Origin of the sequence: Pseudomonas sp. NBRC 111130, assembly GCF_001320485.1 — a bacterium.
GTDB classification, from domain to species: Bacteria; Pseudomonadota; Gammaproteobacteria; order Pseudomonadales; family Pseudomonadaceae; genus Aquipseudomonas; species Aquipseudomonas vlassakiae.
On the sequence record NZ_BCBG01000102.1, the window covers coordinates 53883 to 72174 of the forward strand.

General features: G+C 63.5%; 15 protein-coding genes and 2 pseudogenes. 11 read left to right on the forward strand and 6 right to left on the reverse strand.

Features of this window, described 5'->3' with window-relative positions:
- Positions 1-171: 171 nt before the first annotated feature.
- From APH33_RS23795 to APH33_RS23815, 5 genes are all read left to right on the forward strand, one after another.
- A complete protein-coding gene (locus APH33_RS23795; RefSeq protein WP_054887494.1) occupies positions 172-2889 on the forward strand; it encodes a LuxR C-terminal-related transcriptional regulator in 2718 nt (905 codons plus the stop codon).
- 164 nt (positions 2890-3053) lie between these two features.
- On the forward strand, positions 3054-4661 hold the full coding sequence (locus tag APH33_RS23800; protein WP_054887495.1) for a tetratricopeptide repeat-containing response regulator: 1608 nt from the start codon (positions 3054-3056) through the stop codon (positions 4659-4661).
- Positions 4658-5350 carry a sensor histidine kinase KdpD gene (locus tag APH33_RS23805; protein ID WP_054887496.1) on the forward strand — a complete coding sequence of 231 codons (693 nt, stop codon included), beginning with the start codon at positions 4658-4660 and terminating at the stop codon, positions 5348-5350. Before APH33_RS23800 ends, APH33_RS23805 begins: the two co-directional genes overlap by 4 nt.
- 94 nt (positions 5351-5444) lie before the next feature.
- Positions 5445-6089: an MBL fold metallo-hydrolase gene (locus tag APH33_RS23810; protein WP_054887497.1), complete on the forward strand. Its 645-nt coding sequence runs from the start codon at positions 5445-5447 to the stop codon at positions 6087-6089.
- A 109-nt stretch (positions 6090-6198) separates the two neighbouring features.
- Positions 6199-6924 carry an OmpA family protein gene (locus tag APH33_RS23815; protein WP_027918343.1) on the forward strand — a complete coding sequence of 242 codons (726 nt, stop codon included), beginning with the start codon at positions 6199-6201 and terminating at the stop codon, positions 6922-6924.
- A gap of 60 nt (positions 6925-6984) precedes the next feature.
- On the opposite strand, the gene pta is transcribed toward APH33_RS23815, so the two are convergent.
- Both pta and APH33_RS23825 read right to left on the reverse strand, forming a co-directional pair.
- The gene (gene pta, locus APH33_RS23820) at positions 6985-9072 is read right to left on the reverse strand and encodes a phosphate acetyltransferase (RefSeq protein ID WP_054887498.1); all 2088 of its coding nucleotides are present in this window, start codon (positions 9070-9072) and stop codon (positions 6985-6987) included.
- Positions 9073-9103: 31 nt separating this feature from the next.
- The gene (locus APH33_RS23825; protein WP_054887499.1) at positions 9104-9406 is read right to left on the reverse strand and encodes a DUF3565 domain-containing protein; all 303 of its coding nucleotides are present in this window, start codon (positions 9404-9406) and stop codon (positions 9104-9106) included.
- Here APH33_RS23825 and APH33_RS23830 point away from each other — a divergent pair.
- From APH33_RS23830 to APH33_RS23840, 3 genes are all read left to right on the forward strand, one after another.
- Positions 9405-9890 carry a peptidylprolyl isomerase gene (locus APH33_RS23830; protein ID WP_054887500.1) on the forward strand — a complete coding sequence of 162 codons (486 nt, stop codon included), beginning with the start codon at positions 9405-9407 and terminating at the stop codon, positions 9888-9890. The genes APH33_RS23825 and APH33_RS23830 overlap by 2 nt on opposite strands.
- Before the next feature lie 144 nt (positions 9891-10034).
- Positions 10035-10517, forward strand: a complete 483-nt coding sequence (locus tag APH33_RS23835; protein ID WP_054887501.1) for a glutathione peroxidase — start codon at positions 10035-10037, stop codon at positions 10515-10517.
- A 124-nt stretch (positions 10518-10641) separates the two neighbouring features.
- Positions 10642-11745 carry an NADH:flavin oxidoreductase gene (locus APH33_RS23840; protein ID WP_054887502.1) on the forward strand — a complete coding sequence of 368 codons (1104 nt, stop codon included), beginning with the start codon at positions 10642-10644 and terminating at the stop codon, positions 11743-11745.
- On the opposite strand, the gene APH33_RS23845 is transcribed toward APH33_RS23840, so the two are convergent.
- Positions 11714-12928: a glycosyltransferase family 1 protein gene (locus tag APH33_RS23845; protein WP_054887503.1), complete on the reverse strand. Its 1215-nt coding sequence runs from the start codon at positions 12926-12928 to the stop codon at positions 11714-11716. The two genes, APH33_RS23840 and APH33_RS23845, sit on opposite strands and share 32 nt — an antisense overlap.
- Positions 12929-13197: 269 nt before the next feature.
- Here APH33_RS23845 and APH33_RS28075 point away from each other — a divergent pair.
- Positions 13198-13830 (forward strand): annotated as a pseudogene (locus APH33_RS28075) (PAS domain-containing protein); the annotation flags it as partial.
- Positions 13831-13995: 165 nt separating this feature from the next.
- A pseudogene (locus APH33_RS28080) lies at positions 13996-14424 on the forward strand (methyl-accepting chemotaxis protein); the annotation flags it as partial.
- Between the two features lie 53 nt (positions 14425-14477).
- Here APH33_RS28080 and APH33_RS23855 read toward each other — a convergent pair.
- Complete coding sequence (locus APH33_RS23855; protein WP_054887505.1) at positions 14478-14867, reverse strand: hypothetical protein; 390 nt, start codon at positions 14865-14867, stop codon at positions 14478-14480.
- Between the two features lie 361 nt (positions 14868-15228).
- Positions 15229-15957: a sulfate transporter CysZ gene (gene cysZ / locus APH33_RS23860; protein WP_054887506.1), complete on the reverse strand. Its 729-nt coding sequence runs from the start codon at positions 15955-15957 to the stop codon at positions 15229-15231.
- A gap of 311 nt (positions 15958-16268) precedes the next feature.
- Here cysZ and trxB point away from each other — a divergent pair, with 311 nt between their 5' ends.
- Entirely contained in the window at positions 16269-17231 is a 963-nt protein-coding gene (trxB, locus tag APH33_RS23865; RefSeq protein WP_054887507.1) for a thioredoxin-disulfide reductase, read from the forward strand.
- A gap of 77 nt (positions 17232-17308) precedes the next feature.
- Here the strand turns inward: trxB and nadC are convergent, their stop codons facing one another.
- The gene (gene nadC, locus APH33_RS23870; RefSeq protein ID WP_054887508.1) at positions 17309-18157 is read right to left on the reverse strand and encodes a carboxylating nicotinate-nucleotide diphosphorylase; all 849 of its coding nucleotides are present in this window, start codon (positions 18155-18157) and stop codon (positions 17309-17311) included.
- Positions 18158-18292 lie beyond the last annotated feature (135 nt).

An 18292-nucleotide genomic window follows, 5' to 3' on the forward strand; every position in this document is an offset into this window, starting at 1 on the left:
CGATGAATACCTCGCCAAAGCCCCACGCCAGCCGCTGTCCATCAGCCATGTTGCTTTTTGTCGCAGTCTTTTCCGAGGCAATGGCTCCCATCGTCTTCAAATGCGTTGCATTACCCGCTAGTCTCGCAAGCATCCGTACCGCCGTAGTCTTCCCAACAGAACGAGCCGGCCATGACAGACCTGTCCCGTACGCATGGATTCGCCAGCCAGGCCCTGGGCCTGCTGGACGGGCGCTTCTTCCGGCCGCCGCAGCCCGACGGCCACGTGCCGCGTGCACGCCTGTGCCAGCGCTTGCAGGGCGGCCTTGGCGGGCGCTTGTTGCTGGTCAATGCCCCCGCCGGCTTTGGCAAAAGCTCCCTGGCCATCGAGTTCTGCGAGTCACTGCCCGCCCATTGGCGCAGTCTCTGGCTCGGCCTGAGCCAGAGGGACGCCGACCCCGGCCGTTTCCTCGAGCGCCTGCTCGAAGGCTTGCAGCAGTACTGTCCGGCACTGGGCGGGCAGGCCATGGGCCTGCTGAAGATGCGTCAGCGCCACCAACCCTTTGCGTTCGAAGAGTGGCTCGACAGCTTGCTGGACGAGTTGGCGCTCTACCTGCAGGCCGATACCCCTTTGCTGCTGGTGCTGGACGACTACCACCTGGCCCAGGGGCCGGTTCTCGATCGCTGCCTGCAGTTCTTCCTCAATCACTTGCCTGCCGGCCTGGTACTGCTGGTTACCAGCCGCCAGCGGCCGGACTGGCACCTGGCGCGGCTGCGCCTGTCACGGCAACTGGTCGAACTTGGCGAGCAGGATCTGCGCCTGACGCCGGATGAATCACTGGCAGTGATTGGCCGCCAACCCACCGGGCTGCGCGGTCAGGCGCTGGATAACCTGATTCAGCGCAGCGATGGCTGGGTGGCGGGGCTGCGCTTCTGGCAGTTGGCAGCCAGCGAGGCTGGTGACGAGCATGCCTTGCCCCAGGCCCTGCATGGTGGCGAAGGGTTGATTCGTGACTACCTGCTGGAAGAAGTCATCGAGATGCTGCCGGCGGACGTGCAGGCGTTCCTGTTCGACACGGCCTGCCAGGAGCGTTTCTGCGCGGCGCTGTGCGATGCGCTGCGTGAGCGCCACGACAGCGACGCGATACTGCGTTATCTGCAGGCGCACCAGGTATTCCTGGTGCCGCTGGACGAGCATGGTCATTGGTATCGGTACCATCACCTGTTCTCTGACTTGCTGCGCAGTCGCCAGTCCAGCGAACCGCAGGCGCGCCTGCACCTGCGTGCCTGCCGCTGGTTCCAGGCCCAGGGGTTGCTCGATGAGGCGGTGGAACAGGCGTTACGCGCCGGCCACCTCGACGTTGCGGCTGACCTGGTGCAGAGCCTGTCCGAAGAGCAACTGCTGGCCGAGCAGAATGTGGGCATGCTGTTGCGCTGGAAGATGGACCTCCCCGACAGCCTGCTGATCAGCACGCCGCGGTTGATCGTGCTGTACAGCTGGGCGCTTGGCCTGGCCTGCCAGCTCGATGCAGCGCAAGAACTGGCAAGTTACCTCAGCCGCTTCCTGCCCGCGCCTTCGGCCACTGCACAGAAGTCCATGCTGGCGCAGTGGCTGGCCCTGAGCGGCGTCATCGCCCGCGGTCGGGGTGACCGCGATCGGACCTTGGCCTATTGCGGCGAGGCGCTGCAGAGCCTGCCGTGCAAGCGCTACGGGCAACGCCTGGTATGCCTGTCGACGCTGTCCAACCTGGCCATTGCCGACGGCGACTTCTGGCGTGCGCGCGGCTGGAACCGCGAAGCGCTGGAGCTGGCGCAGCGCGTGGGCAACCCGTTGTTCGAGGCGCTGGCGCATTACGATCGAGCCCGGGTGCTGCATGCCCGCGGCGAGGTGTTGCGCGCGCTCGATGAGGTGCGCCAGGGTTTGCAGCGCCTGCAGGGGCTGTCGGCCCAGCGGTTGTACGCAGTGCGGGCGAGGCTGACCTTGTACGAGGGCTACCTGCTGGTAGCGCGCCTGCATCCCACGCAAGGGCGCGCACGCTTGCGTGCAGGGCTTGGCGAGGCGCGCGCCTGCCGTGACATCAGCGTGCTGATCGGCCATTGCGTGATCGCCTCGCTGGATGGCCGTGAGGGCCAGTATGCCGAGGCCTTCGCCGAACTGGCCGAGGCGGAGCGCTTGATGCACATCTGGGATGTACCGCCGATTTTCTACCTGGCGATGATCACCCTGGTGAAGTGCGAACTGTGGCTCGCGCAGGGGCGTATCGATTTGGCCGAGTCGTGGTTGCTGCGCCTGGGGCAGACCTATGGCGGCGAGCACCCTGCGGCAGCGCCCGAGTTCCACCCCTTGCTGCCGCTGCATATCGAACTGCAGCAGGCTTTGCTCGAGCGGGTGCAGCAGCGCAGCGACGATGCCGTGGCGCGGCTGTGCGCCCTGGCCGAACGCGGTCAGGCCAGTGGCGGGATGATGCTCACCCTGCATGCCCTTTGCCAATGGATCGACCTGTTGTTGAGCGAGGGGCGTGAAGCACAGGCAGCGCGGCTGCTGCCCAGGGCGTTGAGCGCCGCTCGGGGTGGGGTGGTACAGCCCTTCCAGCGGCTGCTCGAATTGCATCCTGGCTGGCTGCGCGAACAACTTCTTGCACAGCCAGCCTGCCAGGCCCAGGCTGAATTGCTGGGGCGCCTGCCCGAACCTGCGGTGCCCACAAGCAACGCCGCAGAGGCCTTGAGTGGTCGCGAGCTGGCGGTACTCGAACTGATCGCCCAAGGTTGTTCCAACCAGCAGATCAGTGAGCGGCTGTTCATTTCCCTGCATACCGTCAAGACCCACGCCAGTCATATCAACAGCAAGCTGGGTGTGGAGCGTCGTACCCAAGCCGTGGCCCGGGCCAAGGCGTTGGGCTTGCTGGCCTGAAGCTGGTCGTAAAGGTAAAATAATGGCGCTAGGCCATTATCCCGTGATGGCGTGCGTACGCTGCGTTCTCCACCCTCATCTTTCCTGGCTGGCTGCCGATACAGGTTTCGGCGGTATGCATCGCTTCGCGCCATCCACCCATCTTCCCAATACAGGTCGTGTTGATGCTGCAGTACGGGCAAAAGAGCTTTCTGATCGTCGACGACTTCACTGACTTTCGCACGTCGACCCGTTCCATGCTGCGCGAACTGGGCGTGCGCGATGTGGATACCGCTGACAGCGGCGAGCAGGCCCTGCGCATGTGCGGGCAGAAGCGCTACGACTATATCCTTCAGGACTTCCACCTCGGTGACGGCAAGAAGAACGGCCAGCAGGTCCTCGAGGACCTGATCCTCGACAAGCTGATCAGCCATGAATGCGTGTTCATCATGGTCACGGCCGAAAGCAGCCAGGCCATCGTGCTCAGTGCCCTGGAACACGAGCCTGATGCCTACCTGACCAAGCCGTTCAACCGCGTGGGCCTGGCCCAGCGCCTGGACAAGCTGACCCAGCGCAAGACGCTGCTCAAGCCAATCCTGCAAGCCCTCGACCGTGGTCGCCCGGCCGAAGTGCTGGCGGCGTGTGCCGAGCTGTGCAAGAAGGACCCGCGTTTTGCCCCGTTGTGCCTGCGCTATCGTGCCGACGCGCTGCGTGACCTCAACCGCTTCGATGAGCTGGAGAAGTTTCTCAAGAGCATCCTCGCCAGCCGCCCGCAACCATGGGTGTATGCGGCACTCGGCAGCCTGATGCACAAGCGCGGGCAGAATGCCCAGGCCCAGGGCGTCTACGAACAGGCGCTCAAGGCATTCCCGATCATGCCCGGGCTGTACGATGGCATGGCCGAAGTGCTGGTTGCCCAAGGCGAAACCAAGCGCGCCCAGAGCATGCTCGAAGAAGCGGTCCGCCTATCGCCCCTGGCGGTGCGACGGCAGGCTGCGCTGGGCAAGTTGGCGTTGGATAACGAAGATTTCGAAAGCGCCTCCAAAGCGTTCCGTCATGCGGTGAATCAGGGCCAGAGTTCGCGCTACAAGGATGCCGAAAGCAACCTTGGCCTGGTCCAGGCGTTGATGAGCAAGAACGCCGGCTTTGGCCTGGATGCGCGTGCCCGGGTCGAGATCAACACGGTGCTCAGTGAAGTGGCCAAGGACAACCTCGAAGACCAGGGCTTGCAAGTGCGTGCCCGGCTGATGAAGGCCGCCAGCCTGCAGCAGGCGGGCGACCCTGAGACAGCGGCCAAGCTCACCGAACAAGCCATGCAGCGGCTGGAGAAGATGGACCAGTTCTTCTCGGTCGAGGCGGCCTTGACCGTGGCCCGGCAACTGCAGGCACTCGGCCAGGAAGCAGCCGGCGGCAGCATCCTCAAAGGCTGCGTGGAAACCTACGGCGACGATCCCAAGGTCATGCAAAGCGTGGCCAAGCTGACCGACGACCCGGCCGTGCTGGGTGCGGTCACCGAAGCGGTCGACCTCAACCGCCAGGGCGTGCGCAGCTACCAGGCCGGGCAACTCAACGAAGCCTTGCAGATGTTCCGCAAAGCGCTTTCGCTGCAGCCGAAGAACATCAGTATTGCGCTCAACACTGCGCAGGCCCTGCTGCGCATCGGTGGCGAGGTGACACCGCCGGCGATCCAGCAGGAATGCCGCGATTGCCTGACCCGGGTGGCCGGCATCCCCACCAGTGACAGTCGCTACGACCGCTACCGCAAACTGCACATCAAGGTCTTCGGTGCATGAGCCAGGATAACCAGGGGCTGGATTTCTCCACGGTGATCGCCTCCACCGTGCATGACCTGAAAAACTCACTGTCGGCGCTGATCCAGTCCCATGACCAGTGGATGGCGCGGTTGCCTGAAGAATGGCGCAGCGGTACCGAGCAGGGCGTGATCGAGCATGAGTTCCGTCACCTCAACGGCATGCTCGTGCAGTTGCTGGGGCTTTACAAACTGGGGGTGAACCAGCTGCCGGTATGCCCGGATTACCATGAGCTGGATGATTTCATCGAGGCCCAGCTGGCCGCCCACCAGGAAGTGCTCCAGCACAACGACATCCTCGCCACCTGGCGTGTCGAAACCGACAACCCGCTGGGCTTCTTCGACCGCGAGCTGGTGGCTTCGGTGATCGCCAACGTGATTACCAACGCCACCCGCTATGCCGGCCATACACTGTTGATCAGCATTGGCGAGGAAAGCGAGCAACTGGTCATCAGCGTCAACGACGACGGCCCGGGCTACCCGGCGCGAATGCTCGAGCGTCAGCAGGATTATGTGCAGGGTATCGACTCGCAGAGCGGCAGCACCGGGCTTGGGCTGTACTTCGCGGCGCGGATTGCGGCGTTGCATGAGCGTAACGGCGTGCGCGGGCGGATCGATATTGCCAATGGTGGGGTGCTTGGGGGAGGGTTGTTCAGGTTGTATTTGCCGTAGCGTCAGGGCCGCCATGTGTCTGGCACAACCTTCAGCTTCCAAGACAGGCACTTCAGACCACGCTACCATCCCGGACAGTAGTCAGGAGCCCCTCATGAACATTGCCCCCGCCACGCTGATCCGCGAAACCTTTCCTGTAGGCCCCCTGCAGTGCAACTGCACCCTGATCGGCGACCCTGTCAGCAAGAAGGCTATCGTCGTCGACCCGGGTGGTGACGCAGACAAGATCCTCGCCCGCCTGCAGGCCCATGGTCTGACCTTGGTGAGCATCATCCACACCCACGCGCACTTCGACCATTTCCTCGCTTCTGGCAAGCTCAAGGAGCTCACCGGCGCCACGCTGCACCTGCACAAGCAGGACCAGCCGCTGTGGGACAACCTGGAAATGCAATGCCAGATGTTTGGCGTGCCCTACACCCCGGTGCCGTCGCCAGACCGTTGGCTCGGCGATGACGAAGAACTCGCCTGCGGTTGCGGTGTAGCCCTGCACACGCCTGGCCACACCCCAGGTTCGATGAGTTTCTGGTTCGCCGACGCCAAGCTGCTGATCGCCGGTGACACTCTGTTCCGCCGTGGCATCGGCAGAACCGACCTGTGGGGCGGCGACCAGCGGGCCATCGTGCGTTCGATCCAGGATCGGCTGTATCGCCTGGACGAAGATGCCGTTGTGGTCACAGGCCACGGGCCGGATACCCGCCTGGGCGACGAGATGCGCGAGAACCCGTTCGTACGGGCTTGAGCCCGGATGAAAAGCCTTTCATGGAATTTTTCCGTATCCTGGCGATCGAAGCCTGGCACAGATCCCTCTGCGATCCGCCGCACACACGAATTTTTGTAGGAGCTTGTCCATGTTCACCATGCGTCGTCTGATTATCGTCGCAACCGCTGCAGCCCTGATGACCGGTTGCGCCGGGCAGAATCCTTATGACAGCCAAGGCCAGGCTCAGGGCGAGTCCACGGGGATGAGCAAGACCGCCAAGTATGGCGGCCTGGGCGCGCTGGCCGGCGCCATTGCCGGTGCCGCCATCGACCACAACAACCGTGGCAAGGGTGCGCTGATCGGCGCCGCCGCAGTCGGTGCCGCCGCTGCCGGTTACGGCTACTACGCGGACAAGCAGGAAGCCGAGCTGCGCGCGAAGATGGCCAACACGGGCGTCGAGGTTCAACGCCAGGGTGACCAGATCAAGCTGATCATGCCGGGCAACATCACCTTCGCTACCGATTCGGCCAACATTTCGCCGAGCTTCTACAACCCGCTGAACAACCTGGCCAACTCGTTCAAGTCGTTCAATCAGAACACCATCGAAGTGGTGGGCTTCACCGACAGCACCGGCAGCCGCCAGCACAACATGGACCTGTCGCAGCGCCGCGCCCAGGCAGTCAGCACCTACCTGACCTCGCAAGGCGTGGATGCGTCGCGCGTAACGGTGCGTGGCATGGGGCCGGACCAGCCGATTGCCAGCAACGCCGACGCCAATGGCCGTGCACAGAACCGCCGTGTGGAGGTCAACCTGAAGCCTATTCCGGGTCAGCAGTATGACCAGCAGCAGGGCCAGGTTCAGCAGTACCCATAAGCCGTTCGGTACGGCGCAATACAACAAGGGCAGGCCGGTGACGGTCTGCCCTTTTGCGTTTCAGCGGATGCTGCTGGCCTGAATCGCCGTCAGGGCGATGGTATGCACGATATCGTCCACCTGCGCCCCGCGTGGCAAGTCGTTCACCGGCTTGCGCAGCCCCTGCAGCATCGGCCCCAGGCTGACCCCGTCAGTGCTGCGCTGCACCGCCTTGTGGGTGGTATTGCCGGTGTTCAGGTCAGGGAACACGAACACCGTCGCCCGCCCAGCCACCTGGCTGTGAGGGGCCAGCTGCAGAGCGACTTGCGGATTGGCGGCGGCGTCGTACTGCAGCGGCCCGTCGATCAGCAGCCCCTGCTCCGCCGCCTGCGCCAGGCGCGTGGCTTCGCGCACTTTCTCCACTTCCTCGTCACTGGCCGAATCACTGGAGTAGCTGATCATCGCTACCCGCGGTGCGATACCGAAGGCCTGTGCCGATTCGGCGCTCTGCCGGGCGATCTCGGCCAGTTCGCTGGCGCTGGGGTGCGGGTTCATCACGCAGTCGCCGTACACCAGCACCTGCTCGGGGAACAGCATGAAGAACACCGACGACACCAGGCTGGCGCCGGGTGCGGTCTTGATCAGCTGCAGGGCAGGGCGAATGGTGTTGGCGGTGGAGTGCACCAGCCCCGAGACCAGGCCATCGACCTCGTCCAGGGCCAGCATCATGGTGCCGACCACCACCGGGTCTTCCAGCTGCTGTTCAGCCATGGGCGCATTGAGGTTCTTGCTCTTGCGCAGGTTGACCATTGGCTCGACATAGCGCCCGCGAATCAGCTCGGGGTCGAGTATCTCCAGGTCCGCCGGCAGGGTGATGCCCTGGGCACGGGCCACGGCTTCGACTGCCTCTGGCTTGGCCAGCAGTACGCAACGGGCGATGCCGCGCGCCTGGCAGATCGCCGCAGCCTGCACCAGCAGCGGCTCGGCACCCTCCGGCAGGACGATGCGCTTGTTGGCCTGTTGCGCCCGCTGGATCAGCTGGTAGCGGAACACCGCGGGCGACAGGCGCATTTCCCGTGGCGTACCGCAGCGCTGGTGCAGCCAGGCGGCGTCCAGGTGGCTGGCAACGAAGTCGGTGATGAATTCGGCGCGGTCACGGTCGTCCACCGGGATTTCGCGGTTCAGCGAGTTGAGCAGGTTGGCAGTGTCGTAGGAGCCGGTGCTGACCGACAGAATCGGCAAGCCGGCCTGCAGGGCGCCACGGCACAGGCCGAGGATGCGCGCATCGGGCTTGCTGTCACTGGTCAGCAGCAGGCCGGCCAGGGGTACGCCGTTGATCGCGGCCAGGCTCACCGCCAGGATGATGTCGTCGCGATCGCCCGGGGTCACCACCAGGGTGCCCGGTGTCAGCAGCGGTACGGTATTGGCCACGGTGCGGGCGCAGATGATGATCTTGTTCATCCGCCGCTGCTCATAGTCGCCGGCATTGAGTACCTGGGCACCAAGCAGCTCGGCCACGTCGCGGGTGCGCGGGGCGTTCAGCTCAGGCTGGTAGGGAATGCAGCCGAGCAGGCGGAAGTCGTTGCCACGCAGCAGCGGCGAGTGTTCGCGCAGGCGGGTGGCGAAGTCGGCCATGCTCTCGTCGGTGCGTACCTTGTTGAGGATCACCCCCAGTACTTTCGGGTCGCGTGGGCCACCGAACAGTTGGGCCTGCAGTTCGACCCGCCCGGACAATTCGCTGAGCACTTCGTTTTCCGGTGCCGAGACCAGGATCACTTCGGCATCGAGGCTCTTGGCCAGGTGCAGGTTGACCCGCGCCGCATAGCTGGCATGGCGCGTCGGCACCATGCCCTCGACCACCACCACGTCGTTGCCAATGCAGGCCTGCTGGTACAGGCGGATGATTTCTTCGAGCAACTCGTCCAGCTGGCCCTCGCCGAGCATGCGCTCGACATGGGCCAGGCTCAGTGGTACCGGAGGCTTGATGCCGTGGGTACGGGCGACCAGTTCGGTGGAGCGCTCGGGGCCCGTGTCGCCGGGGTGAGGCTGGGCGATCGGCTTGAAGAAGCCGACCTTGAGGCCGGCGCGCTCCAGGGTGCGGACCAGGCCCAGGCTGATGGAGGTCAGGCCGACACCAAAGTCGGTCGGCGCAATGAAAAATGTCTGCATGCGTGCTTCTCGAAATAAGCGGTGCAAGGAATCAACGGCCAAGGGTAGCGCTATCGACCCCCTGTGCGCACCAGCCGCAAGCGAATGGCTGGCCGATGCGCTCGGCACGCTGCGCGGCGTCGAGCACCCACGGGCGTGCCTGCCACGGTGGCTGGTGGCGCAGGTGCTGGGTATGGCCGCAAGACAGCTCGACCACCCAGTGGCCTTCCTCGTCCTGGTGGAAGCCGGTGATCCGACTGATGGGTCGCCCCTCGTCTGCGCTGCGGTCGCAATCGGGCGATGCCTTGGTTACACTTGTCCGCTCTACATACTTTTGCAAAAGGTCTTGCCCCATGCTGATCGCCGCCAACAAGGCTGTCTCCATCGACTATACCCTGACCAACGACGCCGGGGAGACCATCGACAGCTCCGCCGGCGGTGCGCCGCTGGTTTACCTGCACGGTGCCGCCAACATCATTCCAGGCCTGGAAAAAGCCCTGGAAGGCAAGCAAGCCGGTGACGAGCTGGACGTTGCCATCGAGCCGGAAGACGCCTACGGCGAATACCTGGCCGAGCTGGTGAGCACCCTGAACCGCAGCCTGTTCGAAGGTGTCGACCAACTGGAGGTCGGCATGCAGTTCCACGCTTCGGCGCCGGACGGCCAGATGCAGATCGTCACCATCCGCGACATCGACGGCGACGACATCACTGTCGACGGCAACCACCCACTGGCTGGCCAGCGCCTGAACTTCAAGGTCAAGGTTGTCGACGTGCGTGACGCCAGCGAAGAAGAAATCGCTCACCGTCACATCCACGGTGAAGGTGGCCATCACCACTGATTTTCTGCGCTAAGCTCAGAAAGTCGCCAGGCGCTCGGACAAGCCGGCATGCCTCCCCAACGGGAGGTGCGCGGCTTGCAAGAGCGCCTTTTTAGTGGGCGCTGTTCGCCTCCTGCGGCAACCGGCAACCTGAAGGGGATCATCATGAGTGCATTTCACGACCTGACGTTGAAGGCGCTGAACGGCGAGGACCTGCCCCTGGCGCCGTTCAAGGGCCAGGTAGTGCTGGTGGTCAATGTCGCTTCCAAGTGTGGCCTGACGCCGCAATACGCCTCGCTGGAAAAGCTGCAGCAGCAGTTCAAGGGCAGGGGCTTCAATGTCCTGGGCCTTCCTTGCAACCAGTTCGCCGGCCAGGAGCCGGGCAGCGAAAAGGAAATCCAGGAGTTCTGCAGGCTGAACTACGGCGTGAGTTTCCCGCTGGGTGCCAAGCTTGAGGTCAACGGCCATGACCGCCATCAGCTGTACCGTTTGCTGGCGGGCGAGGGGGCGGAATTCCCGGGTGACATCACCTGGAACTTCGAGAAATTCCTGGTGGGCAAGGATGGGCGGGTGCTGGCGCGTTTTGCGCCGCGTACCGCACCGGATGATCCAACGGTGGTGCAGGCCATCGAGAATGCACTGAAGTGACCTGTCTGCCGGGGGTAAAGCACCCCCGGCGATAGCCCAGAATCACCCAGATCAATAATGCTGGGCCAAGCTCCGCGCTGCCCCTAACCTCAGGCGCATCTCCTCCCGCAGACGGAAGCGCCCCATGTCCAGCAACCCCTTGTTCCAACCCTTCACCCTCGGCGCGCTCGAGTTGCCGAGCCGTGTCGTCATGGCGCCCATGACCCGTACCTTCTGCCCCGGCGGCGTGCCGCACGCTGGCGTGGTCGAGTACTACCGGCGTCGTGCCGCAGCAGGCGTGGGGCTGATCATCACCGAGGGCACCACGGTCGGGCACAGGGCAGCCAACGGTTACCCCAATGTGCCGCGCTTCCACGGTGAGGATGCCCTGGCAGGCTGGAAGCAGGTGGTCGACGCCGTTCATGCCGAAGGGGGCCGTATCGTGCCGCAGCTGTGGCATGTGGGCATGGTACGCCGCCTGGGCACCGAGCCGGACGCCAACGTGCCAGGGTACGGGCCGAGCGAGAAGGTCAAGGACGGCCAGGTGCTGGTGCATGGCATGACCCGTGACGATATTCGCGAGGTAATCGCCGCGTTCGCCCAGGCGGCCCGCGATGCCAAGGCCATCGGCATGGATGGCGTGGAGATCCATGGCGCCCACGGCTACCTCATCGACCAGTTCTTCTGGGACGCCAGCAACCGTCGCAGCGACGAATATGGCGGTGACCTGGCCGCCCGTTCGCGCTTCGCCATCGAGCTGATCCAGGCCGTGCGCGCTGCCGTGGGGCCGGACTTCCCGATCATCTTCCGTTTCTCGCAGTGGAAGCAGCAGGACTACAGCGCACGCTTGGTGGAAACCCCGCAAGCACTGGCGGCGTTCCTTGAACCGCTGTCGGCGGCCGGTGTGGATATTTTCCACTGCTCGACCCGACGCTTCTGGGAGCCAGAGTTCGAAGGCTCCGAGCTGAACCTGGCCGGCTGGACCCGCACGCTCACGGGCAAACCGACCATCACCGTCGGCAGCGTGGGGCTCGATGGTGAGTTCCTGCAGTTCATGGTCGCTACCGACAAGGTGGCCAAACCGGCCAGCCTGGAAGGCTTGCTGCGCCGTCTGGGCGATGAAGAGTTCGACCTTGTGGCGGTTGGCCGTGCCCTGCTGGTGGATGCCGAATGGGCGCAGAAGGTACGCGAAGGGCGTGAAGCGGATGTGCTGCCGTTCAGCCGCGAGGCGTTGACGACCTTGGCTTGATCGCCAGCGCGACGCCTGCCGGCTGGCTGCTGGCAGGTGCCGTGTGACAGGCATTGAACAGGTGCGACTCGAACTGCTCGACGATCGCCGGCCAGCCTTGGCGGCTGGCGTGCTGACGTGCGTTCAGGCGCACTCGGCGCAGGGTTTCGTTTTCTTCCAGCAGCCAGCAGGCGGCGTCGATGAATGCGCACTGGTCGCCAGGCATGGCCAGCGCGCCGCTGTGGCCATGGCGGATGTGCTGGGCTGCGGCGGCCTCATCGTAGGCGACCACGGCCAGGCCCGAGGCCATGGCTTCGAGCACCACATTGCCAAAGGTTTCGGTCAGGCTCGGGAACAGGAACAGGTCGCCGCTGGCGTAATGTTCGGCCAACGCTTCGCCGCGCTGGGCGCCGCAGAACACCGCATCGGGCATCTGCTGCTCGAGGGCCGCCCGCTGCGGGCCATCACCCACCACCACCAGGCGCAGGCGCCGCTGTGGGTGAGTGTTCTGCAAGGCTTGCAGGCAGGGCTGCAACAGTGTCAGGTTCTTTTCCGCTGCCAGGCGCCCGACGTGCAGCACAGCGATGTCGTCCGCGTCGAGCCCCCAGTTGTCCCGTAGCGCCTGGCTGCGCTTGGCCGGGTTGAACAGGCCGGCATCCACGCCCCGGGCCATCAGGGCCAGGCGCTCGAACCCACGGCGTTCCAGCTCCAGGCGCTGGCTCACGCTGGGCACCAGGGTGGCGGCGGTGCGCCGATGGAACCAGCGCAGGTAGTGGGTCAGCAGGCGCGCCAGCAGGCCTAGGCCGTATTGCCCGGAATACTGCGGGAAATTGGTGTGAAAGCCGCTGACCACGGCAACGCCCAGGCGCCGCGCGGCGCGCAGGGCGCTGAGGCCCAATGGCCCTTCGGTAGCGATGTACAGCACGTCCGGACGTTGCCGGCGCCAGCGGCGCAGCAGCTTGTGCATCGACACTTCGCCCCACTGCAGGCCGGGGTATCCGGGCAATGCCCAGCCTCGGCAGAGCAATAGCCCCTGGTCATCATCCGCCTGTACCTCGTTGGCTTGCCGTGGGCGCACGATCTCCACCTGGTGGCCACGCTGTCGCAAACCTTCGCTGAGGCGGCCAAGGGTATTGGCCACGCCGTTGATTTCGGGTGGGAAGGTTTCGCTGACAAGGCAAATGCGTAGGGCAGGTGTATTCATGAGAAAAAGTGTCCGCCTGCTGCATTGCGCTCACATGACAGCCTTGTGACGCGCAGATGACGGCCGATTTTCGGCTGTTTGTCGTGTGTGAATATTTCTTTGCAGCGCGCTCAAGCCGCTCGCGGCGCAGCCGATGAAGATGCATCCGAATCGGTCTGATGCGCTCCGGGAGTGCGGTGATGTTCAACAGCAAGCTCAAGAAAGAAATCCAGCAACTGCGCGAAGAGCTGATGGCCGTCGAGCAGGTCAAAAGCAGCCTCGACAGCGAGATGCTGGTGCTGCAGCTCGACCCCCAGGGGCGCATCGAGCAGGTCAACGGCAATTTCGAGAGCGAGATGCTCTACCGTGCCGAGCAATTGATTGGGCGCAACATTGAAGAGATCGTGCCGACCCACGTGAAGAAGCTCGACTTCTACCAGCGCATGAAAAACGCCATTACCCGTGGCGAGCACCTCAATGGCGCGTTCCGCCTGCTGCGCGGCAATGGTGAAGAAGCCTGGCTGCGCTCCATCCTGCAGCCGGTAAAGACTGTCGACGGGCGGATCAGGCATTTTTCCATGCACTCCAGCGACCTGACCCGCACCATCGAGACCTCGCGTGAGCACGAGAGCCTGATCAAGGCGCTGATGCGCTCCACCGCGGTGATCGAGTTCAACCTCGACGGCGAGGTGTTGACCGCCAACGACCGCTTCCTGCAGACGGTGGGCTACAGCCTCGAGCAGGTGCGTGGCAAGCATCACCGCATGTTCTGTGAGCCGGCTGAAGTCAATTCGACAGCTTACCAGGCGTTCTGGGACAGGCTACGCCGGGGCGAGTACGTGGCCGATCGCTTCAAGCGGATCGACGCCCATGGGCGCACCATCTGGCTGGAGGCTTCCTACAACCCGATCTTCGATGCCCATGACGTGCTGTACAAGGTGGTCAAGTTCGCCACCGTGATCACCGAACAGGTCAATCAGGAGCTGGCCGTAGCCCAGGCTGCCGACATTGCCTACAACACCTCCCTGGAAACCGACAACAGCGCCCGCAAAGCCACCGATGTGGTGACTCAGACCGTCGACGTGATGCGTGGGCTGGAAGGCTCCATGCAGGATGCAGCCGACGGCATCCAGGCTCTGGACCGGCAGTCCAAGGTGATTGGCGCCATCATCAAGACCATCAGCGACATCGCCGGGCAGACCAACCTGCTGGCGCTCAACGCCGCCATCGAAGCCGCCCGTGCCGGCGAGCAGGGCCGTGGCTTCGCTGTGGTCGCCGACGAAGTGCGTCAGCTGGCGTCGCGCACCAGCAGCGCCACCGAAGAGATCGCCAAGGTGGTGCAGCAGAACGAACAGCTCGCCCAGGCGGCGGTAGACATCATCGACACCAGCAAGCGCCAGGCCGAACAGGGGCTGGCGTTGGCCGCGGATACCGGTGGGGTGATCGTCGAGATCCAGGAGGGGGCGAAGAAGGTGGTGGATGCGGTGGGGCAGTTTTCCAGCCAGCTGAGCCACTGATAACGGCTCAAGAGGGCAAAGGGCCCAGGCTGGCCCTTTGCTCAGGGTGAAGGTCAATCGGCCTGTTCGGTTTGCTTGATGTGCTGGTAGACGTTCGAGACTGCGTTTTGGACAGCTGCCCGATCGAAGTCCTCACGAACATCCTTCCAAGCCCCAAGACGATTGGTGTAGATACATTCGCCAGGGCCGATAATGGGGGCTTTATTATCCACTACTGCATCGACCAGACGGTCCACCAGTGATAGGTCGTAGTGGGGCGTGTCGCAGTAGGTTTGCACGGTGACGCAGTGCAAGTTCTCGATTGGCTCATGAATGCCATTGGCTTGCAGAGCCTCACGCAGCCGCCACTTTACTCGCTGCTCGGCGATTTTTTTGACCTGATCTTGTTCTGGGATTGCTGCAAGTTCAATGAAGTCTTTCGATTTGACGTCTGTGAATTCCATCTTTGATCTCCAGTGGTTTGAAGGCCACGACGGTGCGGCCTTGGGCACATTGGAGTTCGAACAGAGCTGATGCAGGTGTTACATATCTGCTACGCACTACCGCCGACAGGATCAACGCCTAAATAAAGTGGCTGCTGATTGAAGTAACAAGCAGAGCCTTATGTCGAAAGTTTTTAGATCAGACGTTCGGATCCATTTTCAGCATGCGCTTGAATGTATCTTCATATTTATATACCGCCTGGCCTGTTTACACGGCTGCATTTCATGGGCCCTGGGCATGTGGAAGTCGTGATGCCCAGTTTTCGAACTTCTGATTTGAATAGAACGCTGTGTAAGGGGCTGTCGGCAGCCCCTCGCTCGATTAGTTGCGCTCGCGCACCCAGAACAACGTAGCCCCCGCCACTGCCGCCGGCATCATCAGCACGTTCACCCCCGGAATGAGCAACGCCAGGTAGGTAATCCCGCCAAACCCCATCGACTGCCAGCGTTTCTGCCGCAGCCAGGCGAGCATGTCCTGCCAGCTCATCTTGTTGTTGTCCGCCGGGTAGTCGATGTACTGGATGGCCATCATCCACACGCCGAACACCAGCCACAGCGGTGCGGCGATCACGTTGACCACCGGGATCAGCGACAGGATGAACAGACCAATGGCCCGTGGCAGGAAATAGCCGAGCTTGCGCATCTCGCGGCCGAAGGTGCGTGGCACCATGGCCACCAGCTCACCCCAGCTGAACGCCGGAAACGGGTCCTGGCCGCGCACCACCACTTCGACCTTTTCCGCGAGAAAGCCATTGAACGGCGCAGCGATCACGTTGGCCACCAGGGTGAAGGTGAAGAACACCATCAGCACCAGCAAGGCGACGAACAGTGGCCATAGAATGTAGGAAAGGAAGCTCAGCCAGCTTGGCAGGGTCGGCATCAGGGCGTCGAGCCACAGGCTGAACTCGTGGCCGGCGAAGTAGATCAGGCCGCCAAACAGCAGCAGGTTGATCGCCAGCGGCAGCAGCACGAACATCCGCAGGTTGGGGCTCAGCACCAGTTTCAGGCCTTCGCGCAGGTACTGGGGGCCGGAGAGGACATGGGCTTGCATCGGGACACTCCGCAGAGAAGGGAAAACGCGCTGACCTTACCGAGTTTGCCGCGCCGACGAAAGGAAGGCGCACATGAAGAAACCGGCTGTAACAAATGGGGCAGTGCCGTTGGCCGAGCTGAATTTGCCAGATAGAGGATGCCTATGAGGTGGATTGTCGAAGGATATTTCCTTACTCTCTGCCACCTCGCTACAGTGCGCTCAACTTTCCGCTTTCCGGGCCTGCGCGTTGTAGCCTTCCCCAAGTGCTGCGTGGGTCCTTTTTAATTTCCAGCTGGCGGCCCTTATGGTCCGCTCGACAGGAGTTCGACATGTCTGAAGTACGTCATTCGCGCGTCATCATCCTCGGTTCCGGCCCTGCCGGTTACAGCGCTGCGGTCTACGCCGCCCGCGCCAACCTCAAGCCACTGCTGATCACCGGCATGCAGGCGGGTGGCCAGCTGACCACCACCACCGAAGTCGACAACTGGCCGGGTGACCCCCATGGCCTGACCGGCCCGGCCCTGATGCAGCGCATGCAGGAACATGCCGAGCGTTTCGAGACCGAGATCGTCTTCGACCACATCAATGCCGTCGACCTGGCCAAAAAGCCGTTCACCCTGGTGGGTGACAGCGGCCAGTACACCTGCGATGCGCTGATCATCGCCACTGGCGCCAGCGCCCGTTACCTGGGCCTGCCGTCGGAAGAAGCGTTCATGGGCAAGGGCGTTTCGGCCTGCGCCACCTGCGACGGTTTCTTCTACCGCAACAAGCCGGTCGCCGTGGTCGGCGGCGGCAACACTGCGGTGGAAGAAGCCCTGTACCTGGCCAACATCGCCAGCAAGGTGACCTTGGTGCACCGCCGTGAAACCTTCCGCGCCGAGAAGATCCTGGTCGACAAGCTCAACGCCCGTGTCGCCGAAGGCAAGATCGAGCTCAAGCTCAACGCCACCCTGGACGAAGTGCTGGGTGACAACATGGGTGTGACCGGTGCGCGCCTGAAGAACAACGACGGCAGCAGCGACGAAATCAAGGTCGACGGCGTGTTCATCGCCATTGGCCACACCCCGAACACCTCGCTGTTCGAAGGCCAGCTGACCCTCAAGGACGGCTACCTGGTGGTCAACGGCGGCCGTGAAGGCAACGCCACCGCCACCAACGTCGAAGGTGTATTCGCTGCGGGCGACGTGGCCGACCACGTTTACCGTCAGGCCATCACCTCGGCTGGCGCTGGCTGCATGGCGGCACTGGACGTCGAGCGTTACCTGGACGGCCTGGCCAACGCCTCGTTCTAAGCTGATATCGCCAGGGGCGCAAAGCGCCCCCACAAAAAACCGGCCAATTGGCCGGTTTTTTCATGCCTGCGATTCGCTCACAGGCTCAGTCGCATCGACAAGTCCACGGCCTTCACATCCTTGGTCATGGCGCCAATCGAGATGTAGTCGACGCCGGTCTCGGCGATCACCCGCAGGGTGGTTTCGTTGACCCCGCCACTGGCTTCCAGCTTGGCCTTGCCCGCGGTGATACGCACAGCCTCGCGCATCTCGTCCAGAGTCAGCTCGTCGAGCATGATGATGTCCGCGCCCGCATTCAACGCCTGGCGCAGTTCGTCAAGGCTTTCCACTTCGATTTCCACCGGCTTGCCGGGGGCGATGCGGTGCGCTGCGGCCACGGCTTCGGCCACGCCACCGCTGGCGGCAATGTGGTTTTCCTTGATCAGGAAGGCGTCATACAGGCCGATGCGATGGTTGTGGCAACCGCCGCAGGTGACCGCGTACTTCTGAGCCAGGCGCAGGCCCGGCACGGTCTTGCGGGTGTCGAGCAACTGCACCTGGGTGCCTTCGACCAGGTCGGCGAGCAAGCGCGCGCGAGTGGCCACACCCGACAGCAGCTGCAGGAAGTTCAGCGCGCTGCGCTCGCCGCTGAGCAGCGAACGTGCGGGGCCCTCGAGGTGGAACAGCGGCTGATTGGCGGTGGCGCGCTCGCCATCGGCAACCTGCCAGTGCACCGCCACGCGCGGGTCGAGCTGACGGAACACGGCATCGACCCAGGCGGTGCCGGCGATCACGCAGTCTTCGCGGGTGATGATGGTGGCCTTGGCCAGGCGCTCGGCCGGGATCAGCTGCGCGGTAATGTCGCCACTGCCGATGTCTTCCAGCAGTGCGCGGCGCACATTGGCTTCGATCTCGGCGGTCAGGTCGGCAAGGCGTAGGTTCGGCATGGTCGGCTCCACAAGCTAGGTGCCGGCGATTATAGGGCAGGGGGGCGGCGCCGTGTACAACTGCCGTGCAGGCGACCTTTGGTCAGGCCGCGTGAGCATTTGCCTGAAACCGCGGTCATTAATCGGCCAGTGAAG

Excerpts from the sequence above, each read along its gene's own strand:
- APH33_RS23795 (WP_054887494.1), top strand. The coding sequence starts at position 172 with ATGACAGACCTGTCCCGTACGCATGGATTCGCCAGCCAGGCCCTGGGC.
- APH33_RS23800 (WP_054887495.1), top strand. The coding sequence starts at position 3,054 with ATGCTGCAGTACGGGCAAAAGAGCTTTCTGATCGTCGACGACTTCACT.
- APH33_RS23805 (WP_054887496.1), top strand. The coding sequence starts at position 4,658 with ATGAGCCAGGATAACCAGGGGCTGGATTTCTCCACGGTGATCGCCTCC.
- APH33_RS23810 (WP_054887497.1), top strand. The coding sequence starts at position 5,445 with ATGAACATTGCCCCCGCCACGCTGATCCGCGAAACCTTTCCTGTAGGC.
- APH33_RS23815 (WP_027918343.1), top strand. The coding sequence starts at position 6,199 with ATGTTCACCATGCGTCGTCTGATTATCGTCGCAACCGCTGCAGCCCTG.
- pta (WP_054887498.1), bottom strand. The coding sequence starts at position 9,072 with ATGCAGACATTTTTCATTGCGCCGACCGACTTTGGTGTCGGCCTGACC.
- APH33_RS23830 (WP_054887500.1), top strand. The coding sequence starts at position 9,405 with ATGCTGATCGCCGCCAACAAGGCTGTCTCCATCGACTATACCCTGACC.
- APH33_RS23825 (WP_054887499.1), bottom strand. The coding sequence starts at position 9,406 with ATGGGGCAAGACCTTTTGCAAAAGTATGTAGAGCGGACAAGTGTAACC.
- APH33_RS23835 (WP_054887501.1), top strand. The coding sequence starts at position 10,035 with ATGAGTGCATTTCACGACCTGACGTTGAAGGCGCTGAACGGCGAGGAC.
- APH33_RS23840 (WP_054887502.1), top strand. The coding sequence starts at position 10,642 with ATGTCCAGCAACCCCTTGTTCCAACCCTTCACCCTCGGCGCGCTCGAG.
- APH33_RS23845 (WP_054887503.1), bottom strand. The coding sequence starts at position 12,928 with ATGAATACACCTGCCCTACGCATTTGCCTTGTCAGCGAAACCTTCCCA.
- APH33_RS23855 (WP_054887505.1), bottom strand. The coding sequence starts at position 14,867 with ATGGAATTCACAGACGTCAAATCGAAAGACTTCATTGAACTTGCAGCA.
- cysZ (WP_054887506.1), bottom strand. The coding sequence starts at position 15,957 with ATGCAAGCCCATGTCCTCTCCGGCCCCCAGTACCTGCGCGAAGGCCTG.
- trxB (WP_054887507.1), top strand. The coding sequence starts at position 16,269 with ATGTCTGAAGTACGTCATTCGCGCGTCATCATCCTCGGTTCCGGCCCT.
- nadC (WP_054887508.1), bottom strand. The coding sequence starts at position 18,157 with ATGCCGAACCTACGCCTTGCCGACCTGACCGCCGAGATCGAAGCCAAT.